The organism is Anabaena catenula FACHB-362, from assembly GCF_014698735.1.
GTDB lineage: Bacteria > Cyanobacteriota > Cyanobacteriia > Cyanobacteriales > Nostocaceae > Anabaena > Anabaena variabilis_A.
Genome location: NZ_JACJTQ010000001.1, coordinates 1 through 21656 on the forward strand (window position 1 = coordinate 1; position 21656 = coordinate 21656).

A 21656-nucleotide genomic window follows, 5' to 3' on the forward strand; every position below is an offset into this window, starting at 1 on the left:
TAATGGGATTGCCGTTAGTTCTGTTAATGTAGGCATTACTGATAATGATATTGCTGGGGTGAATATTACTCAATCAGGAGGTAGCACCTACGTTACAGAAGGTGGTGTAACTGATAGTTATGCAGTTGTGCTGAAGAGTCAACCTACTGGTAATGTGACTATTGCAATTAATAAAGGCACACAACTGACAACCAACGTAATTCAATTAGTATTTACTTCTCAAAATTGGAATATTGCACAAACGGTAGCTGTTTCTGCTGTGAATGATAATGTAGCAGAAGGATATCAGAACACAACTATTCAACATACTGCTACTAGCACTGATAGCAAATATAATGGGATTGCCGTTAGTTCTGTTAATGTAGGCATTACTGATAATGATATTGCTGGGGTGAATATTACTCAATCAGGAGGTAGCACCTACGTTACAGAAGGTGGTGCAACTGATAGTTATGCAGTTGTGCTGAAGAGTCAACCTACTGGTAATGTGACTGTTGCAATTAATAAAGGCACACAACTGACAACCAACGTAACTCAATTAGTATTTACTTCTCAAAATTGGAATGTAGCGCAAACAGTGACGGTGACAGCCGTTAATGATAATGTAGCAGAAGGATATCAGAACACAACTATACAACATACCGCTACTAGCACTGATAGCAAATATAATGGGATTGCCGTTAGTTCTGTTAATGTAGGCATTACTGATAATGATATTGCTGGGGTGAATATTACTCAATCAGGAGGTAGCACCTACGTTACAGAAGGTGGTGCAACTGATAGTTATGCAGTTGTGCTGAAGAGTCAACCTACTGGTAATGTGACTGTTGCAATTAATAAAGGCACACAACTGACAACCAACGTAACTCAATTAGTATTTACTTCTCAAAATTGGAATATTGCACAAACGGTAGCTGTTTCTGCTGTGAATGATAATGTAGTAGAAGGATATCAGAACACAACTATTCAACATACTGCTACTAGCACTGATAGCAAATATAATGCGATTGCCGTTAGTGCTGTCAATGTAGGCATTACTGATAATGATACTAGTTTAGCTATTAGTCAAAGCACAAGAAGTATCGCACCTATATCTACAAGTTTGTCGGTGTTAGAACCTGTGAAAATGATTGATTTACGAGGTTTTACAAGTTCGGTAAAAGCGGAGTTTGTAGTTAACCGCGAAGCTGCTAAAAACAATTTTGTTGGTTTCTATAAAGTAACTGATGTTAATGGTGGTATTGATAAGAATAATGATGGTCAAGCAGATATTCTCCCTGGACAAGCTGGTTATATTCAAGCTGCTGTTGGTGGAAGGCTGTCAGATATTAATTTGACAGTAAATAACGGTAGTACGTCAACTTTTAGTAGTGCTTTGACTGGTGGATATATCTACGCACCATTGATGATTGTGAATGGAGAAACATCAGCTATTGATAATAATCCATCTGTTTATTTTTCGTTTTTAGGCGCTAACTCAGATAATACAGATCATGTGCGGATGTTGGGAGATAACTTTTTTGGATTTGAGGATATGCCCAATGGTGGTGATTTTGATTTCAATGATATCACTGTGCAAGTTAAGTTAACGTCGGGTTGAAAAATTGCCAAAATTTGATTATTTTAACAAATGTGCGGCTCAATTAGTGAATTATTGAGATTACATTTTAATCAAAGGTAAAGTCACAGTAAATGTTGTGCCGACACCAACTTGACTATCAACTGAGATCTCACCGCCATGCGCCTCTACACATTTTTTGACAATTGCTAAACCCATACCAGTACCAGAAATACTGCCGACATTTTCTCCCCGAATAAAGGGTTGAAATAGCCGTTTTTGGTCGTGTTTAGAAATGCCAATTCCCGAATCTTGAATCCGAAAAGTGACTACTTTCTCTTGACTAATTACTTCAAATTTGACTTTGCTGCCAGGGTGGGAATACTTAATTGCATTACTGAGCAAATTTTCTAAAATGTGCCGTAATAAGCTTTCATCCCAAAGGGTGTCTTTAAAATCACCAAAACTGGTGAACTCTATGGTAACTTGCTTATCTAGAGCAGTTAAATGTAATTCTTCTAGGGTTTGATGGCAAAAAGCTTCTAAATCTAGGTGGCTGAGTTGACTGTGTAATTTACCAGAATCAGCTTTACCGATGAAGGAAACTTCATCTAATAACTGTGCCATATTTTTGATGGCAGAGCGAATCATCCGCAAATGATTAACTTTTTTCTCTTTAGTTAATTTTTCATCACTGTTTTGTAGCAATCCAGCAGCTAAGAGAATAGTATTTAAAGGATTACGAATGTCATGAGAAAGCATGGAGACAAATTCAGATTTGAATTGATTGATTTCTTTTGCTTTTACCAGTTCAGCAGTTCGTTCTTCAACCCTATTTTCTAATGCCTGATTGACTGTACGTAATTGTTCTAAAACCTGTTTTCTTTCAATTGCATATCGGACTGCACGCACTAATACATCTGGATTTACTTGCCTTTTAACTAAATAATCTTGCGCTCCCTGTCGCACTGCCTCAATTGCGAGTTCTTCATCGTTGGTGTTTGTGAGAACAACAATTGGTGTGCTAGGAGCCTGACTTATCAACAGTGGTAAAGATGATAATCCTTGACTATCTGGTAAGGTTAAATCCAACAAAATTACATCATAGATCTGTTGACTTAGTTCAGAAAATGCGTCTCGTAATCTTTGCACATGAACTAAACTAAACTCTTTGGTTTGGGCTTGCTTGAGAAACTCTTGTAACAACCTAGCTTCTGCCAAGTTGTCCTCAATCAACAAGATTTTCACTGAGTAGCTCGCAGCCATAATTTCCTGGTTTAATCCCCCTCTAATTTCTGATTTTTGAGTTCTGAACAATAATTTTCCTCCAATGCTTTCTGGCCTTAATCTGATGGTAACGTAGCGGTAGCAAACCAAAACTCCTCAATCCCTTTGACGATTTGAAATAGTTGGCTGAGGTTACGAGATTTGGTGATGTAACAGTTCACGTGCAAGTCGTAGCTGTGGTAGATGTCATCTTCGTTTTTGGAAGTTGTTAACACTACCACAGGAATGCGTTTGAGTTTGGGGTCTGATTTAATTTCCGCTAGTACCTCTCGTCCATCTTTTCTGGGTAAGTTCAAATCTAGTAAGATCAGGTCTGGGCGTGGTGCATCTGCATATTCGCCTTCTTGACGGAGATAAGCCATAGCGTCTATGCCATCTCTAACTGTCACTACCTGATGGGGTAATGTACTAGTTTTTAATGCTTCTTGAATAAGACGGATGTCGGCTTTATTATCCTCAACTAAAAAGATTATTTTGTGTGTTTCTTCCGTTTCTACGCTCACGCTCACGTCCTCCGGCTGGAATGGTAAAGTAGAAGGTTGCGCCCTGTCCGAGTTGGGACTCAACCCAGATCCGCCCCCGATGACATTCGACAATTTTCTTACAAATTGCCAAGCCCATACCTGTGCCGGGATATTCATCCCTTGTGTGTAGGCGTTGAAAGATAATAAAAATGCGATCGCTAAATCGCGGATCTATGCCAATGCCATTATCTCGCACTGAGAATAACCATTCATCTTCTAGTCTCTCTGCACCTATATGGATTTGCGGTGGTTCTTGACTGCGGAACTTAATGGCGTTACCAATCAGGTTTAGAAATAGCTGCATTAGTTGTGTACTGTCAGCCATGACTGTGGGTAAGGGGTCATGGGTAATAATAGTACCTGTTTCGGAAATGCGTTTGCGTAGATTGCTGAGAGCGCGTTCTAAGGCTGTGTCTACTTCTGTCACTTGAAATGCGATCGCTTGGGTATCAACTTTAGAATATGCTAGTACGTCATCAATTAACGTCTGCATCAAGCTCACTCCCTCGACTGCATAATTGATAAACTCTTTCGCATCTTCATCTAGTTCTGCCTCATAGCGCATCTCTAATAGTTGCACATAATTGGCTACTTGATTGAGTGGTTCTTGCAAATCATGGGAAGCGACATATGCAAATTTTTTCAACTCTGCATTAGAACGTTCTAAATCTTGCGCCAATTGAGCTAATTCATCAGCTTGACGCAGGACAATATTCACAATTCCCTTCCGCAGTTCTAAAGCTGCTCTAATTTCTACATATTTCCAGGGTAAAGATGTTAATCTAACTGTTTCTTTCCACAATTCAAATGATTTACGTGGACACAAACGCAAATTTCCATGTGATTGACTAACTTCAAATGCCCTATTAGGATCACCACCCCAATTTACAGTTTGAATCACTTCCGGTCGGAACCACAAAACATAATTCCGCTGGGAAATAGGAATAGCTAACAAACCACTTGCGACATTTTTGAAGCTCACAGCATCTGGATATAGACTAGGAAGAGAATCTGTATAAAATACCTCGTCCTCTATATTATTCTTGAGCCATTCCACTAAAAAGTTTAAGTCTTCTTCTTTGGGAGTTTCACCAATCAAGGTGTAATTTCCCCCAAAACAAACTGCTGCTCCTTTCGCACTAGTTAAATCCAGAAGATTGGGCTGTTTTTTCACCAAGCCATCAATAAAGTTATCTTCTTGGGACATATATTCAACTAATAGTGATTGAATAGATGTCAAATTCATCCGATAGTCATAATCTTCTGTTTCTTCTCTGGCAGAAATTTCCGAAAATATCAATCTTCCCAAGAATTCGCAAGCTTTCCGCAATTCATAAGAAACATATTTGGGTGTTTGATGATGACAAGCAATCAATCCCCAAAGTTTTTGGTCTTTAATCAAAGAGATAGTCAAAGAAGCGCCCACACCCATATTATGTAAATATTCTGTATGGCAAGATGCCGCACTTCTGAGACTAGATTGTGTTAAATCAACTGGACGCTCAGTTACAGGATTATTGACAGGAACAATTTCTATAGGTTGAGAATGAGCATCCGGGATTAATCTAATTGAATTGGAAATAAATAATTTTCTGGCAGGTTTGGGAATATCTGACTCTGGAAAGTGTAAACCCAAGTAAGGTTCTAAACTTTCGATTTTTTCTTCAGCGATAACAGAACCATGTCCATCATCATCGAATTTATATAACATTATTCTGTCAAATCCCGTGACTTTGCGAACTTCCTGGACGATGATTTGACCAAACTCCCGGAGATTTTTAGTAGTTTCTAGTTGATTTATGGATGCTCTTGCTAAATGATAAAAGCTTAAAAATGGAATATTTTCTTGGGAAATAGCAGGTTCTAATTCCAGGATTAAAAACCCTTCAGTATTCCGGTGAAATACCGCATCAAATACAGTATATTCATCACCTTTTTTTCTCACCCAAATTTTGGTAGGATTAATAAAATCTAAATTCTGTTCTGATAAACCTGATTTAATTCTTTCTATTTGGAAGGGGTCTACTAAATCTTCTAATTTTTTGCCCAGCATATTTTCCGGAGAAATTCCGAAAATATTTAAGGTGTTATTGCTAACTTGCAATACTTTTAACTCTGGTTCTTCTAAAACTAACAAAATACCATGAGGTTGAATTTTGCTCGAAATATGAATTGGTGCTTCTTTCAAGCTGGTAACATTCACATTTTGCACTTGTAACGCTATATCCATCTCGATTCCCCTCTTTATATATATCTAGGTGCGTCAAGATTATAGTTAGCGATAGATTTTCTCACCTGTCAGGGTTATTTTTCTACCTACATATAACTCTCTTAGCGCTTTTAATTAAATTAATTAGCAGATGATTTCCAAAATATGCCTAAGCTGTAAGAATTGTTCTATTTGTTTAGGCAAGAAATTAAATGAGCTATTTAGCTAATTCGCCATTTCCACTAAGCTTAATTTTGTTGTCCTGCTCAATATCATTTTACTTCTAATTTGTCATTGGGTATAGTTACCCTAATCTGCCAACTGGTTACAGTGTAACAGGGAGTTTTACTGACTACTGATAAGAAATGTAAAATACAGGCGATTAAATAAACAGTTTTTATGTAGCTATGTTAAGTAAAAATTAAATCCAAGAGTTAAACCACATCCGCATTCTATAACCATCACCAGAGATGGGTAAACCCAAATAAATAGGCATCCAGAAAATAAAAGCAGCGATAATCATGAAGGTGATTGTAACACCAAGCGCACGCAAACCTCGATAATAACTAAGAAGACATTGATCAACAAACCAAGCGATGGCTATAAACACAAATCCCACCGCACACATATAATGATAAATAAACACGCAGCGATTTACCTTCACCCAAGGTAAAAAATTAGCTGCATAATTAATAACTAAATATAAAGCAATCCAAGTATCAACACCCAGATTTTTAGGAACAAAAACACGTTTTTGCTGTATCCCTGGTAAAACCATTTTTACAAACAGCATTCCTATTAAAAATACAATTGCTGCCAAGCCAAACCACCATAAAAAAGGATTACCCATGGCATGGACATCATAAACTACTTTCCCAGCACCAGCAGGTAAAGGAGGACCAAATACAGGGAGGGGATCTTTAATACTTTGAGTAGTTTGGTAATAATAAGCCATTGGTCGAGTCAATAATGGCCATTTGTACCAAGCTGCACAATAAGGATGTACACTAGCGCTATTACCACCCAACTGAAGATGAAACTTCAAAATCTGTTGATGAACCGCTATAAATCCATACCTTGTATCTAGTTGGAGGTGAGGAATCCAAATTAGACTGTAGATGATGGCGGGGATAATTCCTAAATAGGATATCATCTGGAGAATATTAATTTGAGTGAGATTTTGCAGTGGAGTTTGAATAGTCACATCGTCTGTTTTTACTTGAGATTCAACAGTAGAATTTAAGAGATACAAATAAGAGAATAAGGGAACGCGGGGTGAGGGTGAAAAAGATTGCAGCCAACGAATTATCCAAGCTGCTATCCACATTCCATAAGCACCTGCAAGAAACCATAAGCCATTCCACTTAGTACCGACTGACGCACCAAAACTAACTCCCGTCAGAACTAACCACAACCAACGCTGTTGTTTCTGTTTTTCTAATGCTAATAATAAAAACCATTGCCCTAGTAAACCAAAGATAACTATATAGATATTACTGAGAGCATAGCGAGATTCTACCAAAAATAAGCCGTCACAAGCTGTAAATAAACCTGCGAATAAAGAAAAGCTACGGCGATAACTTAATTGATAAGTAAGTAAAACAACTATTAAAGGAATAAATGAACCTGTAAACGCATTTGCCCAACGATAACTCCAAGGGGATAATAAAGAACCTGTCAACCCATTGACTGTATCGTGCCAAAAGGGTATATGATTACCAATCCAAATACCAATACCAATGATATATTGACTTAGGGGTGGGTGAGCATTAAAAAATGGGGTATGAGTAAGATAGTTATTTCCGAATTGGGCAAAGTAAACTTCATCAAATACCAAAGTGTTAAATCGATTCAGTCCCCAAAAACGTAAGGCAACTGAGAGGATAAAAATCCCTGCCATTCCCATTCTGAATAATTTTTTGGTCATTAGTCATTAGTAATTAGTCATTGGTGATTTTATCAGAAATAAACGGGTTTAATACTCCTACCCTAGGGTAATGCCAAAGGCATACAGCAGAATTCAGGAGTCAGGAGTCAGGAGTCAGGAGTCAGGAGTCAGGAGTCAGGAGTAAAACTGGCTTTGTGTATAGGTTTCAATTTAGATTTTGTACCTCCTAACTAGGCAACCTGCTGTATGTCAACAAGTAGCTTGTGTTAACCAATTCAGAACTGTTTAACTTTTTGCTTCTTTAAGAAAAATTAACAATTATTCGGGATAATAGCTGTACAAAGAATAGTGAATCCCATACACCATGTCACAAATAGAACGATTGCAAAAAATGGCAGAAGATGAGCTAACTGAGTACAGCACCGATGCCCGGAAGATGGAAAAAATGCGGCGGAAAATCGGTTTATCAGTCTCATTAGCAGAACAGCGGCAAATTAAAGCAGAATTATTGGCTACTATGCCATCTAGTAAAATTGCAGAAATAGTGGAGGAACAAAGACAAGCAGCAGCTTTACCTTTTTGGGGAATTGCTGGATTGGGTTTGTTATTTGGGATTTCTCTCAATCAACCGATATGCTTATTAGCCGCCATACTGGGAACTGTGGCAGCTTTTAGAATTCAGAAATGGGGTTGGCAATTGCAAGCAACTCGTCTACTGTTACGCACATTGGAAGATATTGAAGCGCTTATTTCTCAACCAAATAAGTAATTAAACAGATACATACCTGATTTAGTTTGCAAAAAAAATAAGTCAACCTGATCTGGAGAATGTCCCGTGGGTTGCTAAACTAACAATTGTTACTTGTGCGTTATCGGTTATTACTAAAAAGCCATTGGTGGAGATAGAAATTATGACAAAGTATGATCAGGTGTTTAGCTCAAAAGAAACCACAGAAGAATCACTAAGTCCAGAAGAGGCAGTAGCAGCGATCGCAGTTATTACCGCTATAGTTGATTCTTCCATTGAAGATATAGATGCAGACAGTTTAGCAGATATTCTCTGGGAATTCGAGGTTTTTGACGAATACTCAGAAGAGGATATGACAGAGTTAGTTGATAGACTAATAGCGATCGCAGCAGCAGAAGGACTCGGACCTCTGTTTAATACCGCTAATGCTAGTCTGGCAGATGATGTAGTGCTGGATGGCTTTGCTGCTGGGGTAATTATGCTGTTAGACGAGGATCTGAGTATCCCCACACAAAAACAGCCTTACCTGAAAAAACTACAGATAGCTTTAGAGATGGAAGATGAAGAAGCGGAGGAAATTACCAAAGAGGTTATAGCCGCTATTCAAGAAGCCGAAGAAGATGAAGAATACGCAGAAGACGAATATCAAACAATCATAGTTGATGACCTGGGTCAGCAGGTGTATGAGTCTCCTTTGGGTAATTTTATCGTTCCCATACCGGTTAATCCAGAGCAAGGGGGAAAAATTCAAAGTCAAGAAGGAATAGTTGGCTTTTCTGATGATGTCGGAACTTTGCTGAGAATTGATTATTATCCTCTCCCTTCAGAATATGTAGAGGAAATCGAGTCTAAAGGACAGGAAAAATATTTGCACTCAATTCTTGTAGATAAGTATTTACCCCAGGCGATTTTTGCCAATGTCCCAGGTGCTAAGGTCAAGTATACCGAATATTTGCAAGATATTGCGGAGGGGTCTTACTATACCTTAGTCGATATGCCTAAAGGTTCCACGATTTCTAAACAAGAAAATAACGGAAATGCCATCAGATTAGATGCTTATCGAGGAATTTTAGCCTTTGTCAATGGGGAATTTTTGTATATAGTTAGCAGCCAGCGCAGCTTTTTTAATGGCGACACTCCCGGTTCTGTTGAGGAGGAAGCTGAGGACATCAAGCAGCATATTTTAGTGTTTTTGGATACTATCGAGTTTAGTTAAGGGGAATTTTTGCGGTTGTAATTAGGGGTGATGTCTGTGGACAAAACCCTTTTTTAATTTTTTTCAGTGATCCAAATACAGTATCTTTAATCTTTAACCGCTGCTAACCAACCCTGTAAATCAGCCAAACTAGTAAAATCTAACAGTGCTTCGCTCAAATTTTCTAGCACAGGTAATGGTAAAGCAGAAATTGAAGCGCGTATTTCGACCGATAATTCTCCAAACCGTTTAGTCAACTGTCGGATAACCAGATTAACTGTTGCTTGTTCTACCCCTTCTTCCCGTCCTTCTTCCCGTCCTTCTTCTTTGATTTCCCGGTAAACTCGCGTTTCCTTGAGTGTAATTCCTAGCATAGATTCTACCTCCCTGCGGCTGAGTTGTTCAAACTTGTACACCATTATCGTCGTGATCATCTCTATTATGGCGCGACTTGATGGTGATGGTATTTCCTGATTAGTTCTTGTTAACAAATACCTAGCTTCTTCTGGTGCTTGGCTTTCTTCTAAGGTAGTTAGTACCATCAATGCTACCCATACAGGTAATTGCCGAATATCTCCCAATTCATCTAAATATATTCGATGTACTTGGTCACTGTTGAGAAATCCCCGATGAGGATAAATATCGCTTTGTTCTGTATTGCGAGATGGATAAATTATAACTGCCTGCCAATCGCTAAATCTGGCACGGTTGCAGTAGAAATATAGTGCAGATTCGGCAAATACTCTTTCATAAAGTATTTCATCTTTCTGAAATTGTACCTCACAGAAATATACAATTCCTGCACCTTCTGTTTCTGGTGGTAAAAATACGCCGTCAATTTCAAATTTGGGTTCTTTGACTGCTACGGAATCAAATCGGTAAGCATCTGCATTTATTGGAGGATTTGTCAATAGTTCAAATAGCAGGGATGGGTATAGTTGGAATAATTTATAGAAGATTGAGTCTCGACGCATAAAGGATTTTATTTATTTTAAAATTCGTTGATATATTTAATCACACATCCCTTGAAAATTGGATTTTCTGTATATTATTTTCTCAGAACTTGCGTAAAGTAAATTGGAAAAGTCTTTATGCAGCGATCTTTTCTATTTACCTCCAATCAAACGATTAAATTGAAGACCCTTAGGAGAGCTAATTTTTAGCATCCTTTCGGGACTGTCATGAGTAACCGTTTTTTCCTCACGCGTTGGTCTCTTATGAATGTTGATATTTCTGATAGTGACGAAGCGATAAACATAACTGTCAAGGAATGTCGGTTGCTCCCAAAACTCTTTGCCAATTTTCTGACAATAGGCGGCAAAACACTTTGCACCCTTAAGTTGCTCAATAATTTTCTTCTCTGTGGTTGTCGTTGTCTTCGCCTTCATCTCAATGCAGAGAATGACCTGTTGCGTGTCAGTATCGGCGATGATGACAAAATCGGCACGCTTACACTCACCTTTTGAGCCAATAAACACTGTATCTGGTGACTTAAACTTATCTGCCTTGATGATAATGACATCATTATTATGGGGCATTCCATGAATTGTTATGAAACAGTCGGGGAGATCAGGCTCTATAAGCGTAACCATATTTTTGCCATTTTTCTCTTCTAATGGAACTGTAGCATCTTCCTTAATCATCTGTTTGAGGATAGCGATATCAGACATTAATCCTCACCCCAAACAATTGCTTCCTGAATCCGATTCATTGTTTCAATAGTTTTATCAAAACTGCGGGCTTCAATACCCAATTCCGGGCTGATGTCGGCTGGTATCAGAGTTTGTCCTTTAGTTCTTTTTGTCTTTCCCCCTACTGTTGTTCCTGTTGTATATGCTTCTTCTGCAATGTAGACTTTAATTTTTTCAGAAGAAATCAGTTCTTCTTGACGATAACCTTCTTGTTCAGCAATTCGCTGAAGATGAGGTTTATCATGATTTAGCATGATCAACGTATTCAGTTCTTTGATGATGTAATCACTGTGGGTAGTAATAAAAACCTTAATACCCAATTTAACCAGTCGAGCAAAAAGCCGTGCAACGCGGCGCATTATTTCAGGGTGTAGGTTCAGTTCAGGTTCATCTACCATCAACAAATCACCATATTGGGCTTCGTGTTTGAGGTAAAAGCCGATATCTAGTAAAGAACGCACGGCACTAGAACTTTCATCCATAGAAAGCTTAACCCGTTTACCCTTTGGCTGATAATAAAGTTCATCATTGCGAGTTACTGTGTACTCACCTCCTATAATGTCAGCGAAATCTGCCAGTACATCGGGGTGGTTCTCAGCAATGAAACTACTTTTTTTGACAATACTTTCAAGTTGCCGGATAAAATCTACATTTGTTTTTATTGGCAGGGCATAATCTCCATAATCTTTAAGTAGAAGTTCCATTCGATCAATATTTTGTCCAGCCTGACCTATTTCTTCAAACAAGCGATTGCGGTCAAAATTCAAGTCTTTACGAAAAATGGCTGCACCGGTTCGCTCACTACTGGCGATGAAAGGGCGAGGGAAAAGCGGAGCGAAAATGATATCTTTGAGAGCGTCGCCAATAATGCGCTTAAGAATTTCGGTGGGTATTTTTACTTTCTCTTTCTCAATAAGCAAAGTTGCAACTAATTCTGTGCTTTCTTCACTTTTAGTAATAGAGAACAGTGATACTTCACCAGAGCCAATTTCCAGATCAAATCTCTTTGATAAACGTATATTTTTTGTGTCCAGGCTTACTTGAAATTCTGATTCCTTGAATCGTTCAGCCGATGCAGCAAAAATCTTTGGTAATTCCTGGGTATATGCCTGACAACCTTGAGTCACAATCTGCTCAACCTGATTAACATATTCTTGTATATCAAGACGAATTACACCGTCAGCAAGCAGTTGCTCAATCTTGTCGTCGTTGATTTTAATCGAAAACATCTTGCGCCAAGTATATAAAAAGCCGAACAGCGCGTAAGTTGCGTAAGTTTTTCCAGTATTGTTGTATCCACAAATGATCGTTAGGTCGCCAAGTGTGAATTCGGCTTGTTTTAAAGCACCAAGATTTTTGACTTTAATTTTCATTGGCTTATAAGTAATTTATCTACGTTACAAAATGTAATTTTTAGCATTTGATTCCCTGATATACAGTATTTATTATAGTTAACATCTTAATAATCTGATTTTTATGCCCTTAAAATTTAATCCGGCGATAAATTTCATTCATCGGAATTTCTACATTTAAACTATGCAGACGAACTGACTTTTGAATCTGATCATAAACTTGCAATTGCCAAAGATTATTATTTTGCTCTTCCTGTTTATAATAATGCTCAATATAAGGTTCAGTTTGACTGACAAGCACATATTCACAAAAGCTAGAAAGAGAGCGATATTTTCTAAATTTCTCTCCTCTGTCATAACCTTCCGTAGAAGGAGAAAGAACTTCAATAATCAGTAAAGGATTGAGAATTTCATCAGTACGATTGCCGTTAAATTCCGGTTCACCATTAATCACCAGAACATCTGCATAAGTTCCATGATTAAAATCAGGAATCCAAACCCGCAAATCACTATTATAAAAACGAAAATCAGTATCTCTGAGTAAAAATCCCAAATAAATTAATATGTTACTAGCTATCGCACTATGAACTTCTGAACCTCCAGGCATAACAATAATTTCTCCATTACAATATTCATGGCGTTCTTCTGCGGTTTCCTCCATCGCTCGATACTCATCTGGAGTGAAGTCAGTTTTTGTCACCTCTTTTGTAAGGTTTGGCGGGTTGGTTTGAGAAATAACCACAATCACACCTCCTAGAATGATTAGACCTAGAACGATTATCACCTAGATAGAAAAAATTAACCCAACAGAAAGGCGATCTCTAATCCAAAAAAAGCCAATATCATCAATATTTTTACGTTAAAATCGCTCCACCCATTAACCGCGCATACCTATACTTCAACTCATCCTGCATCAACGGCCAACGCTCTAAATCCACATCCATATCAATCACTTTCTCTGCTGCTTGTCGCGCTAACAGCAAAACTTCCTCATCTTCCACCAAACTAGCTAAAGTAAAATCTGCTACACCTGATTGACGAGTTCCCATCACTTCTCCAGGCCCCCGAAAACGCATATCCATTTCCGAGATAAAAAACCCATCCTGAGACTGTTCCAACACCTTCAACCGTTGTTGAGCATCAGGACTTCTCGAACTGCTCATTAATAAACAATAAGACTGCGCTGCACCCCGTCCAACACGTCCCCGTAATTGGTGTAGTTGCGATAAACCAAATCTTTCCGCGTGTTCAATTAGCATCACCGTAGCATTAGGAACGTCTACACCGACTTCAACCACAGTAGTAGAAACTAAAATCTGCGTTTCATTATCGCGGAATTTGGTAATAGCTTCGTCTTTCTCTGCTGAATTCATGCGACCATGTAATAACCCAACTTGAAAGTCAGGAAAAATGCTTTCTTTTAACTTTTGATGTTCATCTACAGCAGAACGTAAATCTAATTTTTCTGATTCTTCCACCAACGGTAAAACCACATATATTTGTCTACCTTGGGCAACTTCTCGGCGCATCAAATCATAAGCTTGAGGTCGTTGTTGACCACTTAATAAAGTAGTTTTAATTTGTTGTCTTCCCGGTGGTAATTCATCAATTTGACTGACATCTAAATCTCCATGTACAGTTAACGCCAACGTCCGAGGAATGGGAGTTGCCGTCATTGTTAATACATGAGGTTGTTCGCCTTTTTGTTGTAACTTTGCTCGTTGTTCTACCCCAAAACGATGCTGTTCATCAATGACAACTAAACCTAAACGTTGAAAATTGACTTTATCTTGAATTAAGGCATGAGTTCCCACTAACAAAGGTAATTCACCTGTTTCTAATTGAGAGTGAATTTCTCGTCTTTTTGCTATTTTTGTCGAACCTGTTAATAATTCTACGGGCAAATGTAGCAAGTTAAACCAACTAACTAATTTGCGATAATGTTGTTCTGCTAATACTTCCGTCGGAGCCATTAACGCCGCTTGATAACCTGATTGAATTGCTGCCACAATAGCCACAACCGCAACCACTGTTTTACCTGAACCTACATCACCCTGTACTAACCGATTCATGGGTGTAGATTTTTGCAAGTCGTTGAGAATATCGTTGATAACTCTTTGCTGTGCGCCGGTAAGTTGAAAAGGAAGAATTTTGTGGAAATTTTCTAATAGTTGTCCTTTGGGGGCAAGAATGGCGCTGGTTTGAATTTCTTTAGCTTTTTTCTGACGTTGCAGTAAACCCAGTTGCAGATAGAAAAATTCATCAAATACTAAGCGGCGACGGGCTATTCTTAAAGCATCGCTATCTTCAGGGAAATGAATATTAGCGATCGCATCCTTCAATTCCATCAAACCATACTTTTCCCGCAAACCACCAGGTAAGGGGTCTTTCAAATTAACCGCAGCAGGTAAAGCCGTAATCACCGCTTGACGTACCGTATTCGCCACCACTCCTTCAGTCAAAGCATAAATCGGCACAACCCGCCCAATAGTCAGGGAATCAATGGTATCCCCTGGATTTGCCAAAACCTCTAATTCTGGGTTATCCAGCGTTAACCCATATTTACCTCCCTTTACCAACCCACAAGCCGCAATTACACTACCTACCGGATAGCGGCGTTTTAAACCTTCTTGCCAACCACGACTGCTAAAACGCGCCCCTGCATAAAAACGGCTAACTTTAATTTGACCTGTATTATCTTTAAGGATTAATTCTAAAATTGATAATTTCTTATTTTTAGGGCTAGTAAAAAAATTGCACCGTTTTACCGTCGCTATTATCGTTACTGTTTCACCCCCCTGCAACTCTTGAATATTCACTTGACGCGCATAATCAATATGGTCACGGGGATAGTAAAACAATAAATCACGCACAGTATGTAAATCCAACCGCCCTAAATTTTCAGCATTTTTGATGCCTATTTCTGGCAATTCACTGAGTTTTTGCTCAATTTTTGGAGCTAATCGCCGACTCACTTCGGCCACAATTGGGGTTGTGAGATTTATGGTTTTACTTGGATATATTCTCCCCTGCTCCTCTGCTCCCCTCCTTCCCTGCTCCCGCTCCTCCAGTTCTTGCTGTAGTTGGTAGAGATATCTTCGGACTTCGGCAATTAAGTGTTGTCTTGCTTCCACTCCCAAATTTGGATAACTGGCAAATTGCATCGCTATTTCGTGCCAGCGAGAGCGTTCTTTGGGGGGCAAAGCTTGGGGGAATTTCCCAAAAGTCAAACTCAGAAATTCACTGAAGCGGTATTGCTTACCCACCAAATCCACAAAGCGATATTCAGCCTCTACCGCCAAGGCTTTATGCAATCTTATCCAATCGGGTGTGTCATTAGTCATTGGTCTTTGGTCATTGGTCTTTGGTCATTGGTCATTGGTCTTTGGTCTTTGGTCATTAAAGTTAATTGATTTTTATCTACACTCAGTACTCAGTACTCGGTACTCGGTACTCTATTCAAACCAACTAGCACGCCATGCAGCTTCAGCTTCAGAAATTTTGAGTTCTCGCTGCTTCTTTTGATAATCTCGTCCTAGCTTGTTGAGGTTTACCAAAATATTCCGAATTTGCTTGCGCCCTGACAAAAGTGTGGTATCAGCAAATTCAATTTCGCCTAGTCGCAAGTTAATAGTTATGATCTGCGTCAGGCTAGAATCTTCTGATTCTTGATCATTGCTAATTTCAATTACTATGTTCAATAAATTCGGTGGCCCTGGCATAACCTCCGCAGACGCTTCAGAGGCCGCTGCTGCCGCTGCTAAAATTGGTTCTGGTAATTTTTTGGGTAAAATCCCAGCTTTTTGGAGCAAAAAATTAGCATCATGGGAAACTTTTTTTAGTGTTTCCACAATCGCTTCCTCTAAATCTTGCTGCCATTCTGCCAATTCTATCGGGTTAGATGGATCTAAGTATTTGGGATTTTGGGTTTTGGATTTTGGATTGTTATCACTCTCGTTAACTTCCTCAACTTCCTCAACTTCCTCAACTTTCTCAACTTCCTCAACTTCTTCACCGTGAAGATAATTGAGCAACTGTACAGCAGCTTTTTGACCTAATTTGCGGATGCCTTGTTGCAATTGCTGCCGCTGATTCAGTGACAACCTCAGAAAGTTTTCCGCATATCCCTGAGTACAGAGGTGGTAACTTGCCAAAATCAACTGTTTCTGTAAGGCTGCTCCTAAAATAGTTAAATAACTGACATAAGCACTGTGAAGTTCTCTAGCGATCGCACTAATCGCCTCTTTCTGCATTGCAATATCCCGCTCTATTCGCTCAATTGCTCTGGCCATATCTTCTCGTTATTTTCCATCTGAACCTTATTATGGTACAAATGTACGACATTTGGGGCAAATGATTATTTATAGCAGTCAGCAGTCAGCTTTTTCAAACTCTTGTCTGACAAAGATTCCAGAATTTAAGATTGTCCTCAGCTACCTGGCAACTGCTATAGATAATTAAAAATTATAGATTATGTCAAGTCCGGCTAATTGCTTATCAAAAAAGCTCTCCGCGTCTGTGCGCGGTTCCCTCATGCTAAGTTTTCAACCGGACACCATATTACCTCGATTGTACTGAATGCCAATAAAATACAGGCCAGCAAAGCTTGCTAGACCTGTTATTTAACGGCTAACAGCCAACAGTTATCAGTTTCATTGCTGGGCAAAAACCATACCATAAAGCCTCAGGACTGTCTACTGTGTAGTGATTTAAGTATTTATCAGTCATAAGTCCATAATCAATAGTCACTAGTTAATTATATATTTTTAACAACTGACTACTGACCATTGACTAATGACTAAATTACTTAACGCCCATTTGAGCAGCGACTTCCTCAGCAAAGCTAATTTCGTTCTTTTCAATGCCTTCGCCTAGGACATAACGCACAAAGCGATTGACTTGAACTTCTTCACCTATTTTAGATTTAACTTGTTTCACCAAGTCTTCTACCGAGATACTTTGATCACGAATGTAAGGTTGATCCAGCAAAGTCATTTCTTTAAGGCGTTTGTCAATTCGTCCTTGAACAATCTTTTCTTTGATGTTCTCTGGCTTATTGGCTAAGTCATCCTTGCCCATTTCGATCTCTTTTTCTTTTTTGGCAAGTTCGGCAGGAATTTGATCTATGCTGACATACTCGACATTAGGACAAGCCGCAACTTGCATAGCTGCGTTTTTAGCCAAGTTTTGGAATTCTTCATTACTGGATGCTTCCTTGGTTTGGGTGTTCAGTTGAACCAAAACACCAACTCGGCCACCAGTGTGAATGTAGCTATCTACTACTCCTGGTGTGTCACCAAGATCAAAATTGACAAAGCGCCGCACCTGAATATTTTCTCCCAGGGTAGCAATAACTTGCTTAATGGCTTCGTCTACGGTAACGTTGGCATCTTCAACATAGGGTTGAGCTAGTAAAGACTCCACACTATCAGCAGTTGCGGCTTGCTTGGCTAGGCTCTTAACTAAAGCTTTAAAAGCATCGTTACGGGCAACAAAGTCTGTTTGACAGTTGACTTCTATCAGTACACCCACCTGGCCACCTGGCTGAATGTAGGTGTCTACTAGACCTTCTGCCGCAATGCGATCGCTTTTTTTACCCGCAGAAGCGATGCCTTTTTGCCGCAACCAATCCCCGGCTTTTTCTATGTCGCCATCAGTTTCTTTCAGCGCTTTTTTGCAGTCCATCATGCCGGCACCAGTTTTTTGGCGTAGCTCTTGGACGAGTTTTGCAGATATTTCCGCCATGTTGCCTCAATTCCTAACTTGACAAGAAGATTTGTAATCGCTCACGGTGTTGAGTATTTCTATCTTACTCACGACAATACAAAGTATGAGCCATGAATTATGAATTATGAAGGATGAAATCAGTTTTTTCATCCTGCATCCTTTCTTGACTTATGCTTCCTCTTCTTCGTCGGGAACCACTGCGTCAGCGTACTCACTTTCGTCGTAGTCGTAGTCTTCTTCAGAGTAATCTTCGTAATCCTCTTCCGCTTCCAGTTGACCGTGACGGCCTTCGTAAATAGCATCCGCTAATTTGCCGACAATCAGCTTAATCGACCTGATTGCATCATCATTGGCTGGAATGGGAATATCTACTACATCTGGATCACAGTTTGTATCCAACATCGATACAATGGGAATACTCAATTTTTGGCATTCTTGAACTGCGTTATACTCCCGGCGTTGGTCAACAATGATCACAACATCGGGTACTTTTCGCATATTTTTAATACCGCCCAAGTACTTTTGCAGCTTTGTCATTTCCCGACGCAGCATGGAAGCTTCTTTTTTCGGCAACAAATCTAACGCGCCCGTTTCTTCACGGCGTTCTAAATCTTTCAGCCTGTCTGCTCTGGTTTTGATTGTCGCCCAGTTGGTGAGCATTCCACCCAACCAACGTTGGTTAATGTAGTGAGAACCACAACGAGCAGCTTCTTGAGCAATAATTCCTGCGGCTTGGCGCTTTGTCCCAACGAACAGGAATTTTTTACCCTGCTCTGATTGGGTTCGCATATAGTTGTATGCATTATCCATCAACTGTGCTGTCTGCACCAAGTCGATGATATGTACACCATTACGAGAGGTGTAGATGTACGGAGACATCTTTGGATTCCAACGTCGGGTTTGGTGTCCAAAGTGAACCCCAGACTCCATCATTTGAGCCAATGAAACAACGGGCATTTTTGTAACTCCTATTCGGGTTAAACCTCCATCCAGGCGCATTTCCATTAAGGAAACACCCGAATCCCCGGATGTGCGGAATTTTAGTCAACTGTTCTAGGGTAGCACAATTGTGGCTAATGTGAAGGAAAGTTTATATTTTTTTTATTGCATCTACGCAACTAAAAAGTAAATGGAAATGCGAAAAGCAGCAATTGAAGCCAGGTTTTTAATATTTATTTATCTTGCTATAATTGTAACCATATCTATTTGAGGTCAAGTAATGAAAGCTTTTGAAGTCATGGGAAAAGTTGATGAAAAAGGTCAATTATTTTTAGATAAACCTTTAGAAATTCCTACATCTAGTCAAGTCAGAGTGATTATCCTTGTATCAGATGAAGATGAAACTGAATCTGATCCTGATGATACTCCGGTAGGGGAAATAAAAGAGAGTTTAAAAAGAGCATTGCAAGAAGCAAAAGGAGGAAAAAGAATACCTTTAGAAAAAATGTGGGAAGGAATTGATGCAGAATGATTCTTTTTTAATTAATATTGATTTAACTCCTGAATATCAAAGAAATTTAAAATCTTTAGCTAAAAAATACCGGAATATTCGTTCTGATACTCAGTCTTTCATTACAGAATTGCAAAAAGGAAATTTATTAGGAGATAGGTTAACTGGTTTTAGTAAAGATATTTATATTTATAAAGCTAGAGTCAAAAATAGTAATATTCAAAAAGGTAAAAGTGCTGGTTATCGGGTAATTTATTTACTGGAATCGGAAACCAGCATTTTATTGTTAACAATTTACAGTAAATCTGAACAAGAAGATATTACTGATCATGATATTAATTCTATTTTAGAGGAGTTTTATAGAGATGAATAAAAAAAGCCACTAAGAGAAATATAATAAATATTGGGTTATGGCTAACGCCACGCTCCGCGAACGTTACCTCAACCCAACCTCCTTAAAAGTTATTTGTTAAAGTTATCAAATATCTAAATCCATGTTTATTTGCACTCCCACTTCTTTTTGTTTCTCAGCACTTTTAACAACTTTATAACTTAAGGGAATATTTAACTTTTGTTTATTTTCAATAATATCTTGAACTGTGACAATCTGAATTTTATCACAACTATAATTACTATAATATTTACTCTGATAAAAGCCAGCAGATTTTGCAGTTTTCAGCATCTCTTTAGTGGGATTTTCTAAAGTTATGAATATCGCTACAGTTGCATTTTCTAGCGTCATTGTCCCTAATAAATCTCGGATATCTCCTGATTTGACCTTACCAGATTTTACTTGAAAAATCATCTTTTTGGGTTCATTTTTATCACCTTCAAAATAAACAATACCATCTATACCTTTATCTGCACCTTTTTTAGTATTAATAACTGCTTGGTTATTACTATAAGTTAAGATTGCCCATTTTTCAAATTCTTTACGAGTGCGGTCATCTGCTTTATTTGCTAATGCTTTTGCACTTTCTATATCTTTAGGAATACCATGAATTTTTATAGTATCTAAAACCCCTTCACCAAAGGTATCTTCTAATCTTTGTAAGATTAAACTAATACTTTGATAAGTAATATCAATTCCTATCCATTGTCTGTCTAATTTTTGGCAAACTGCAACAGTTGTACCACATCCACAGTAAGCATCTAATACTATATCATTTTCATTAGAACTTGCTTTAATTATTCTTTCTAGTAATGATTCTGGTTTCTGCGTTGGATAACCTAGTCGTTCTTTTGCAGAAGGATTAAGTGCTTGAATATCTATCCACCAATCATTAGGTAAAACACCTTTATCTAAATAGTATCTGTATTCTTTACCGTTTTTAATATTTCTTTGGTATTTATTGCCATACTCATCTTCTAAAACAGGTTCGTGCATACTGGAAGTATCTCTTTTCAGTCTAACTAAATTATCATTAAATAGCCTGTTTTTCGATTTACAATAATAAAATATTGTATCGTGTTTTCTAGGATAAAAATTATTTGATCTTCCACCAGTTTCATAACACCAAATTATTTCATTAATTGAATCTCCACCCTGAGAACAGAAAACAGCATCTAATATTAGCTTCAAATAATGACTAGCACTAGGATCACAATGTAAATAAAAACTTCCTGTAGGTTTTAAAACTCTGTGAATTTCTGTTATTCTTAAAGTCATACTCACTAAATAAGCAAGTAAACTTCCTTTTCCTAAAACATTACTTAAACCTGTAATTAAAGCAATACATTGTTGAGTAAATAGACCATGATAGTTAGTAGTAATTTCATCTATTCCATGAATAGCGTGATCATCCCATTCCCAAGTATCAATAAATGCTTGAGCTTGTGCTTTATCTTCTGAACCAATATTATTATAAATTTGATTGTAATTGCGTTTAGAATTAAAAGGAGGATCAATATAACACAAGTCAACAGACTCATCTTTAATGTAACGTCTTAAAACCTCTAAATTATCGCCATAATAAAGTTGATTAACCATTGTATTCTTCAAATTATTTTGCTTAAATAAACCCTGG

18 protein-coding genes are annotated in these 21656 nt (G+C 38.3%); 5 read left to right on the forward strand and 13 right to left on the reverse strand.

Annotated features, from left to right (window positions below):
* A partial coding sequence (locus tag H6G68_RS00005; RefSeq protein ID WP_190904787.1) for a DUF4114 domain-containing protein occupies window positions 1-1600 on the forward strand: 1600 nt, incomplete at its 5' end.
* Between the two features lie 60 nt (window positions 1601-1660).
* On the opposite strand, the gene H6G68_RS00010 is transcribed toward H6G68_RS00005, so the two are convergent.
* The 4 genes from H6G68_RS00010 to H6G68_RS00025 form a co-directional block, all read right to left on the reverse strand.
* On the reverse strand, window positions 1661-2824 hold the full coding sequence (locus H6G68_RS00010) for a hybrid sensor histidine kinase/response regulator (RefSeq protein ID WP_190904788.1): 1164 nt from the start codon (window positions 2822-2824) through the stop codon (window positions 1661-1663).
* Between the two features lie 77 nt (window positions 2825-2901).
* Complete coding sequence (locus H6G68_RS00015) at window positions 2902-3348, reverse strand: response regulator (protein WP_127052409.1); 447 nt, start codon at window positions 3346-3348, stop codon at window positions 2902-2904.
* Window positions 3302-5599, reverse strand: a complete 2298-nt coding sequence (locus H6G68_RS00020) for a sensor histidine kinase (RefSeq protein ID WP_190904789.1) — start codon at window positions 5597-5599, stop codon at window positions 3302-3304. Before H6G68_RS00020 ends, H6G68_RS00015 begins: the two co-directional genes overlap by 47 nt.
* Before the next feature lie 400 nt (window positions 5600-5999).
* On the reverse strand, window positions 6000-7505 hold the full coding sequence (locus tag H6G68_RS00025) for a dolichyl-phosphate-mannose--protein mannosyltransferase (protein WP_190904790.1): 1506 nt from the start codon (window positions 7503-7505) through the stop codon (window positions 6000-6002).
* A gap of 325 nt (window positions 7506-7830) precedes the next feature.
* Between H6G68_RS00025 and H6G68_RS00030 the strand changes: the two genes are divergently transcribed.
* Complete coding sequence (locus H6G68_RS00030; protein ID WP_190904791.1) at window positions 7831-8235, forward strand: hypothetical protein; 405 nt, start codon at window positions 7831-7833, stop codon at window positions 8233-8235.
* Window positions 8236-8377: 142 nt separating this feature from the next.
* Window positions 8378-9430, forward strand: coding sequence for a tellurite resistance TerB family protein (locus H6G68_RS00035; RefSeq protein WP_190904792.1), 1053 nt, complete (start codon window positions 8378-8380; stop codon window positions 9428-9430).
* Between the two features lie 86 nt (window positions 9431-9516).
* Here the strand turns inward: H6G68_RS00035 and H6G68_RS00040 are convergent, their stop codons facing one another.
* The 8 genes from H6G68_RS00040 to rpsB form a co-directional block, all read right to left on the reverse strand.
* A complete protein-coding gene (locus H6G68_RS00040; RefSeq protein WP_190904793.1) occupies window positions 9517-10383 on the reverse strand; it encodes an Rpn family recombination-promoting nuclease/putative transposase in 867 nt (288 codons plus the stop codon).
* 132 nt (window positions 10384-10515) lie between these two features.
* Window positions 10516-11079, reverse strand: a complete 564-nt coding sequence (locus H6G68_RS00045) for a hypothetical protein (protein ID WP_190904794.1) — start codon at window positions 11077-11079, stop codon at window positions 10516-10518.
* A complete protein-coding gene (locus H6G68_RS00050) occupies window positions 11079-12473 on the reverse strand; it encodes an AAA family ATPase (protein ID WP_190904795.1) in 1395 nt (464 codons plus the stop codon). The genes H6G68_RS00045 and H6G68_RS00050 overlap by 1 nt, the downstream gene beginning before the upstream one ends.
* Before the next feature lie 109 nt (window positions 12474-12582).
* Window positions 12583-13194: a Uma2 family endonuclease gene (locus tag H6G68_RS00055; protein WP_190904796.1), complete on the reverse strand. Its 612-nt coding sequence runs from the start codon at window positions 13192-13194 to the stop codon at window positions 12583-12585.
* A gap of 112 nt (window positions 13195-13306) precedes the next feature.
* The gene (gene recG, locus H6G68_RS00060) at window positions 13307-15796 is read right to left on the reverse strand and encodes an ATP-dependent DNA helicase RecG (protein WP_190904797.1); all 2490 of its coding nucleotides are present in this window, start codon (window positions 15794-15796) and stop codon (window positions 13307-13309) included.
* A gap of 111 nt (window positions 15797-15907) precedes the next feature.
* Window positions 15908-16744, reverse strand: coding sequence for a hypothetical protein (locus H6G68_RS00065; protein WP_190904798.1), 837 nt, complete (start codon window positions 16742-16744; stop codon window positions 15908-15910).
* Between the two features lie 511 nt (window positions 16745-17255).
* Window positions 17256-18197: a translation elongation factor Ts gene (gene tsf / locus H6G68_RS00070; RefSeq protein ID WP_190904799.1), complete on the reverse strand. Its 942-nt coding sequence runs from the start codon at window positions 18195-18197 to the stop codon at window positions 17256-17258.
* Between the two features lie 150 nt (window positions 18198-18347).
* Window positions 18348-19136: a 30S ribosomal protein S2 gene (gene rpsB, locus H6G68_RS00075; protein ID WP_190905084.1), complete on the reverse strand. Its 789-nt coding sequence runs from the start codon at window positions 19134-19136 to the stop codon at window positions 18348-18350.
* Window positions 19137-19398: 262 nt separating this feature from the next.
* On the opposite strand from rpsB, the gene H6G68_RS00080 reads away from it, so the two are divergent.
* Both H6G68_RS00080 and H6G68_RS00085 read left to right on the forward strand, forming a co-directional pair.
* The gene (locus H6G68_RS00080) at window positions 19399-19650 is read left to right on the forward strand and encodes a type II toxin-antitoxin system RelN family antitoxin (RefSeq protein ID WP_190904800.1); all 252 of its coding nucleotides are present in this window, start codon (window positions 19399-19401) and stop codon (window positions 19648-19650) included.
* Entirely contained in the window at window positions 19640-20002 is a 363-nt protein-coding gene (locus H6G68_RS00085) for a type II toxin-antitoxin system RelE/ParE family toxin (protein WP_190904801.1), read from the forward strand. Before H6G68_RS00080 ends, H6G68_RS00085 begins: the two co-directional genes overlap by 11 nt.
* A 105-nt stretch (window positions 20003-20107) precedes the next feature.
* Here the strand turns inward: H6G68_RS00085 and H6G68_RS00090 are convergent, their stop codons facing one another.
* Entirely contained in the window at window positions 20108-21619 is a 1512-nt protein-coding gene (locus H6G68_RS00090) for a DNA methyltransferase (protein ID WP_190904802.1), read from the reverse strand.
* Window positions 21620-21656 lie beyond the last annotated feature (37 nt).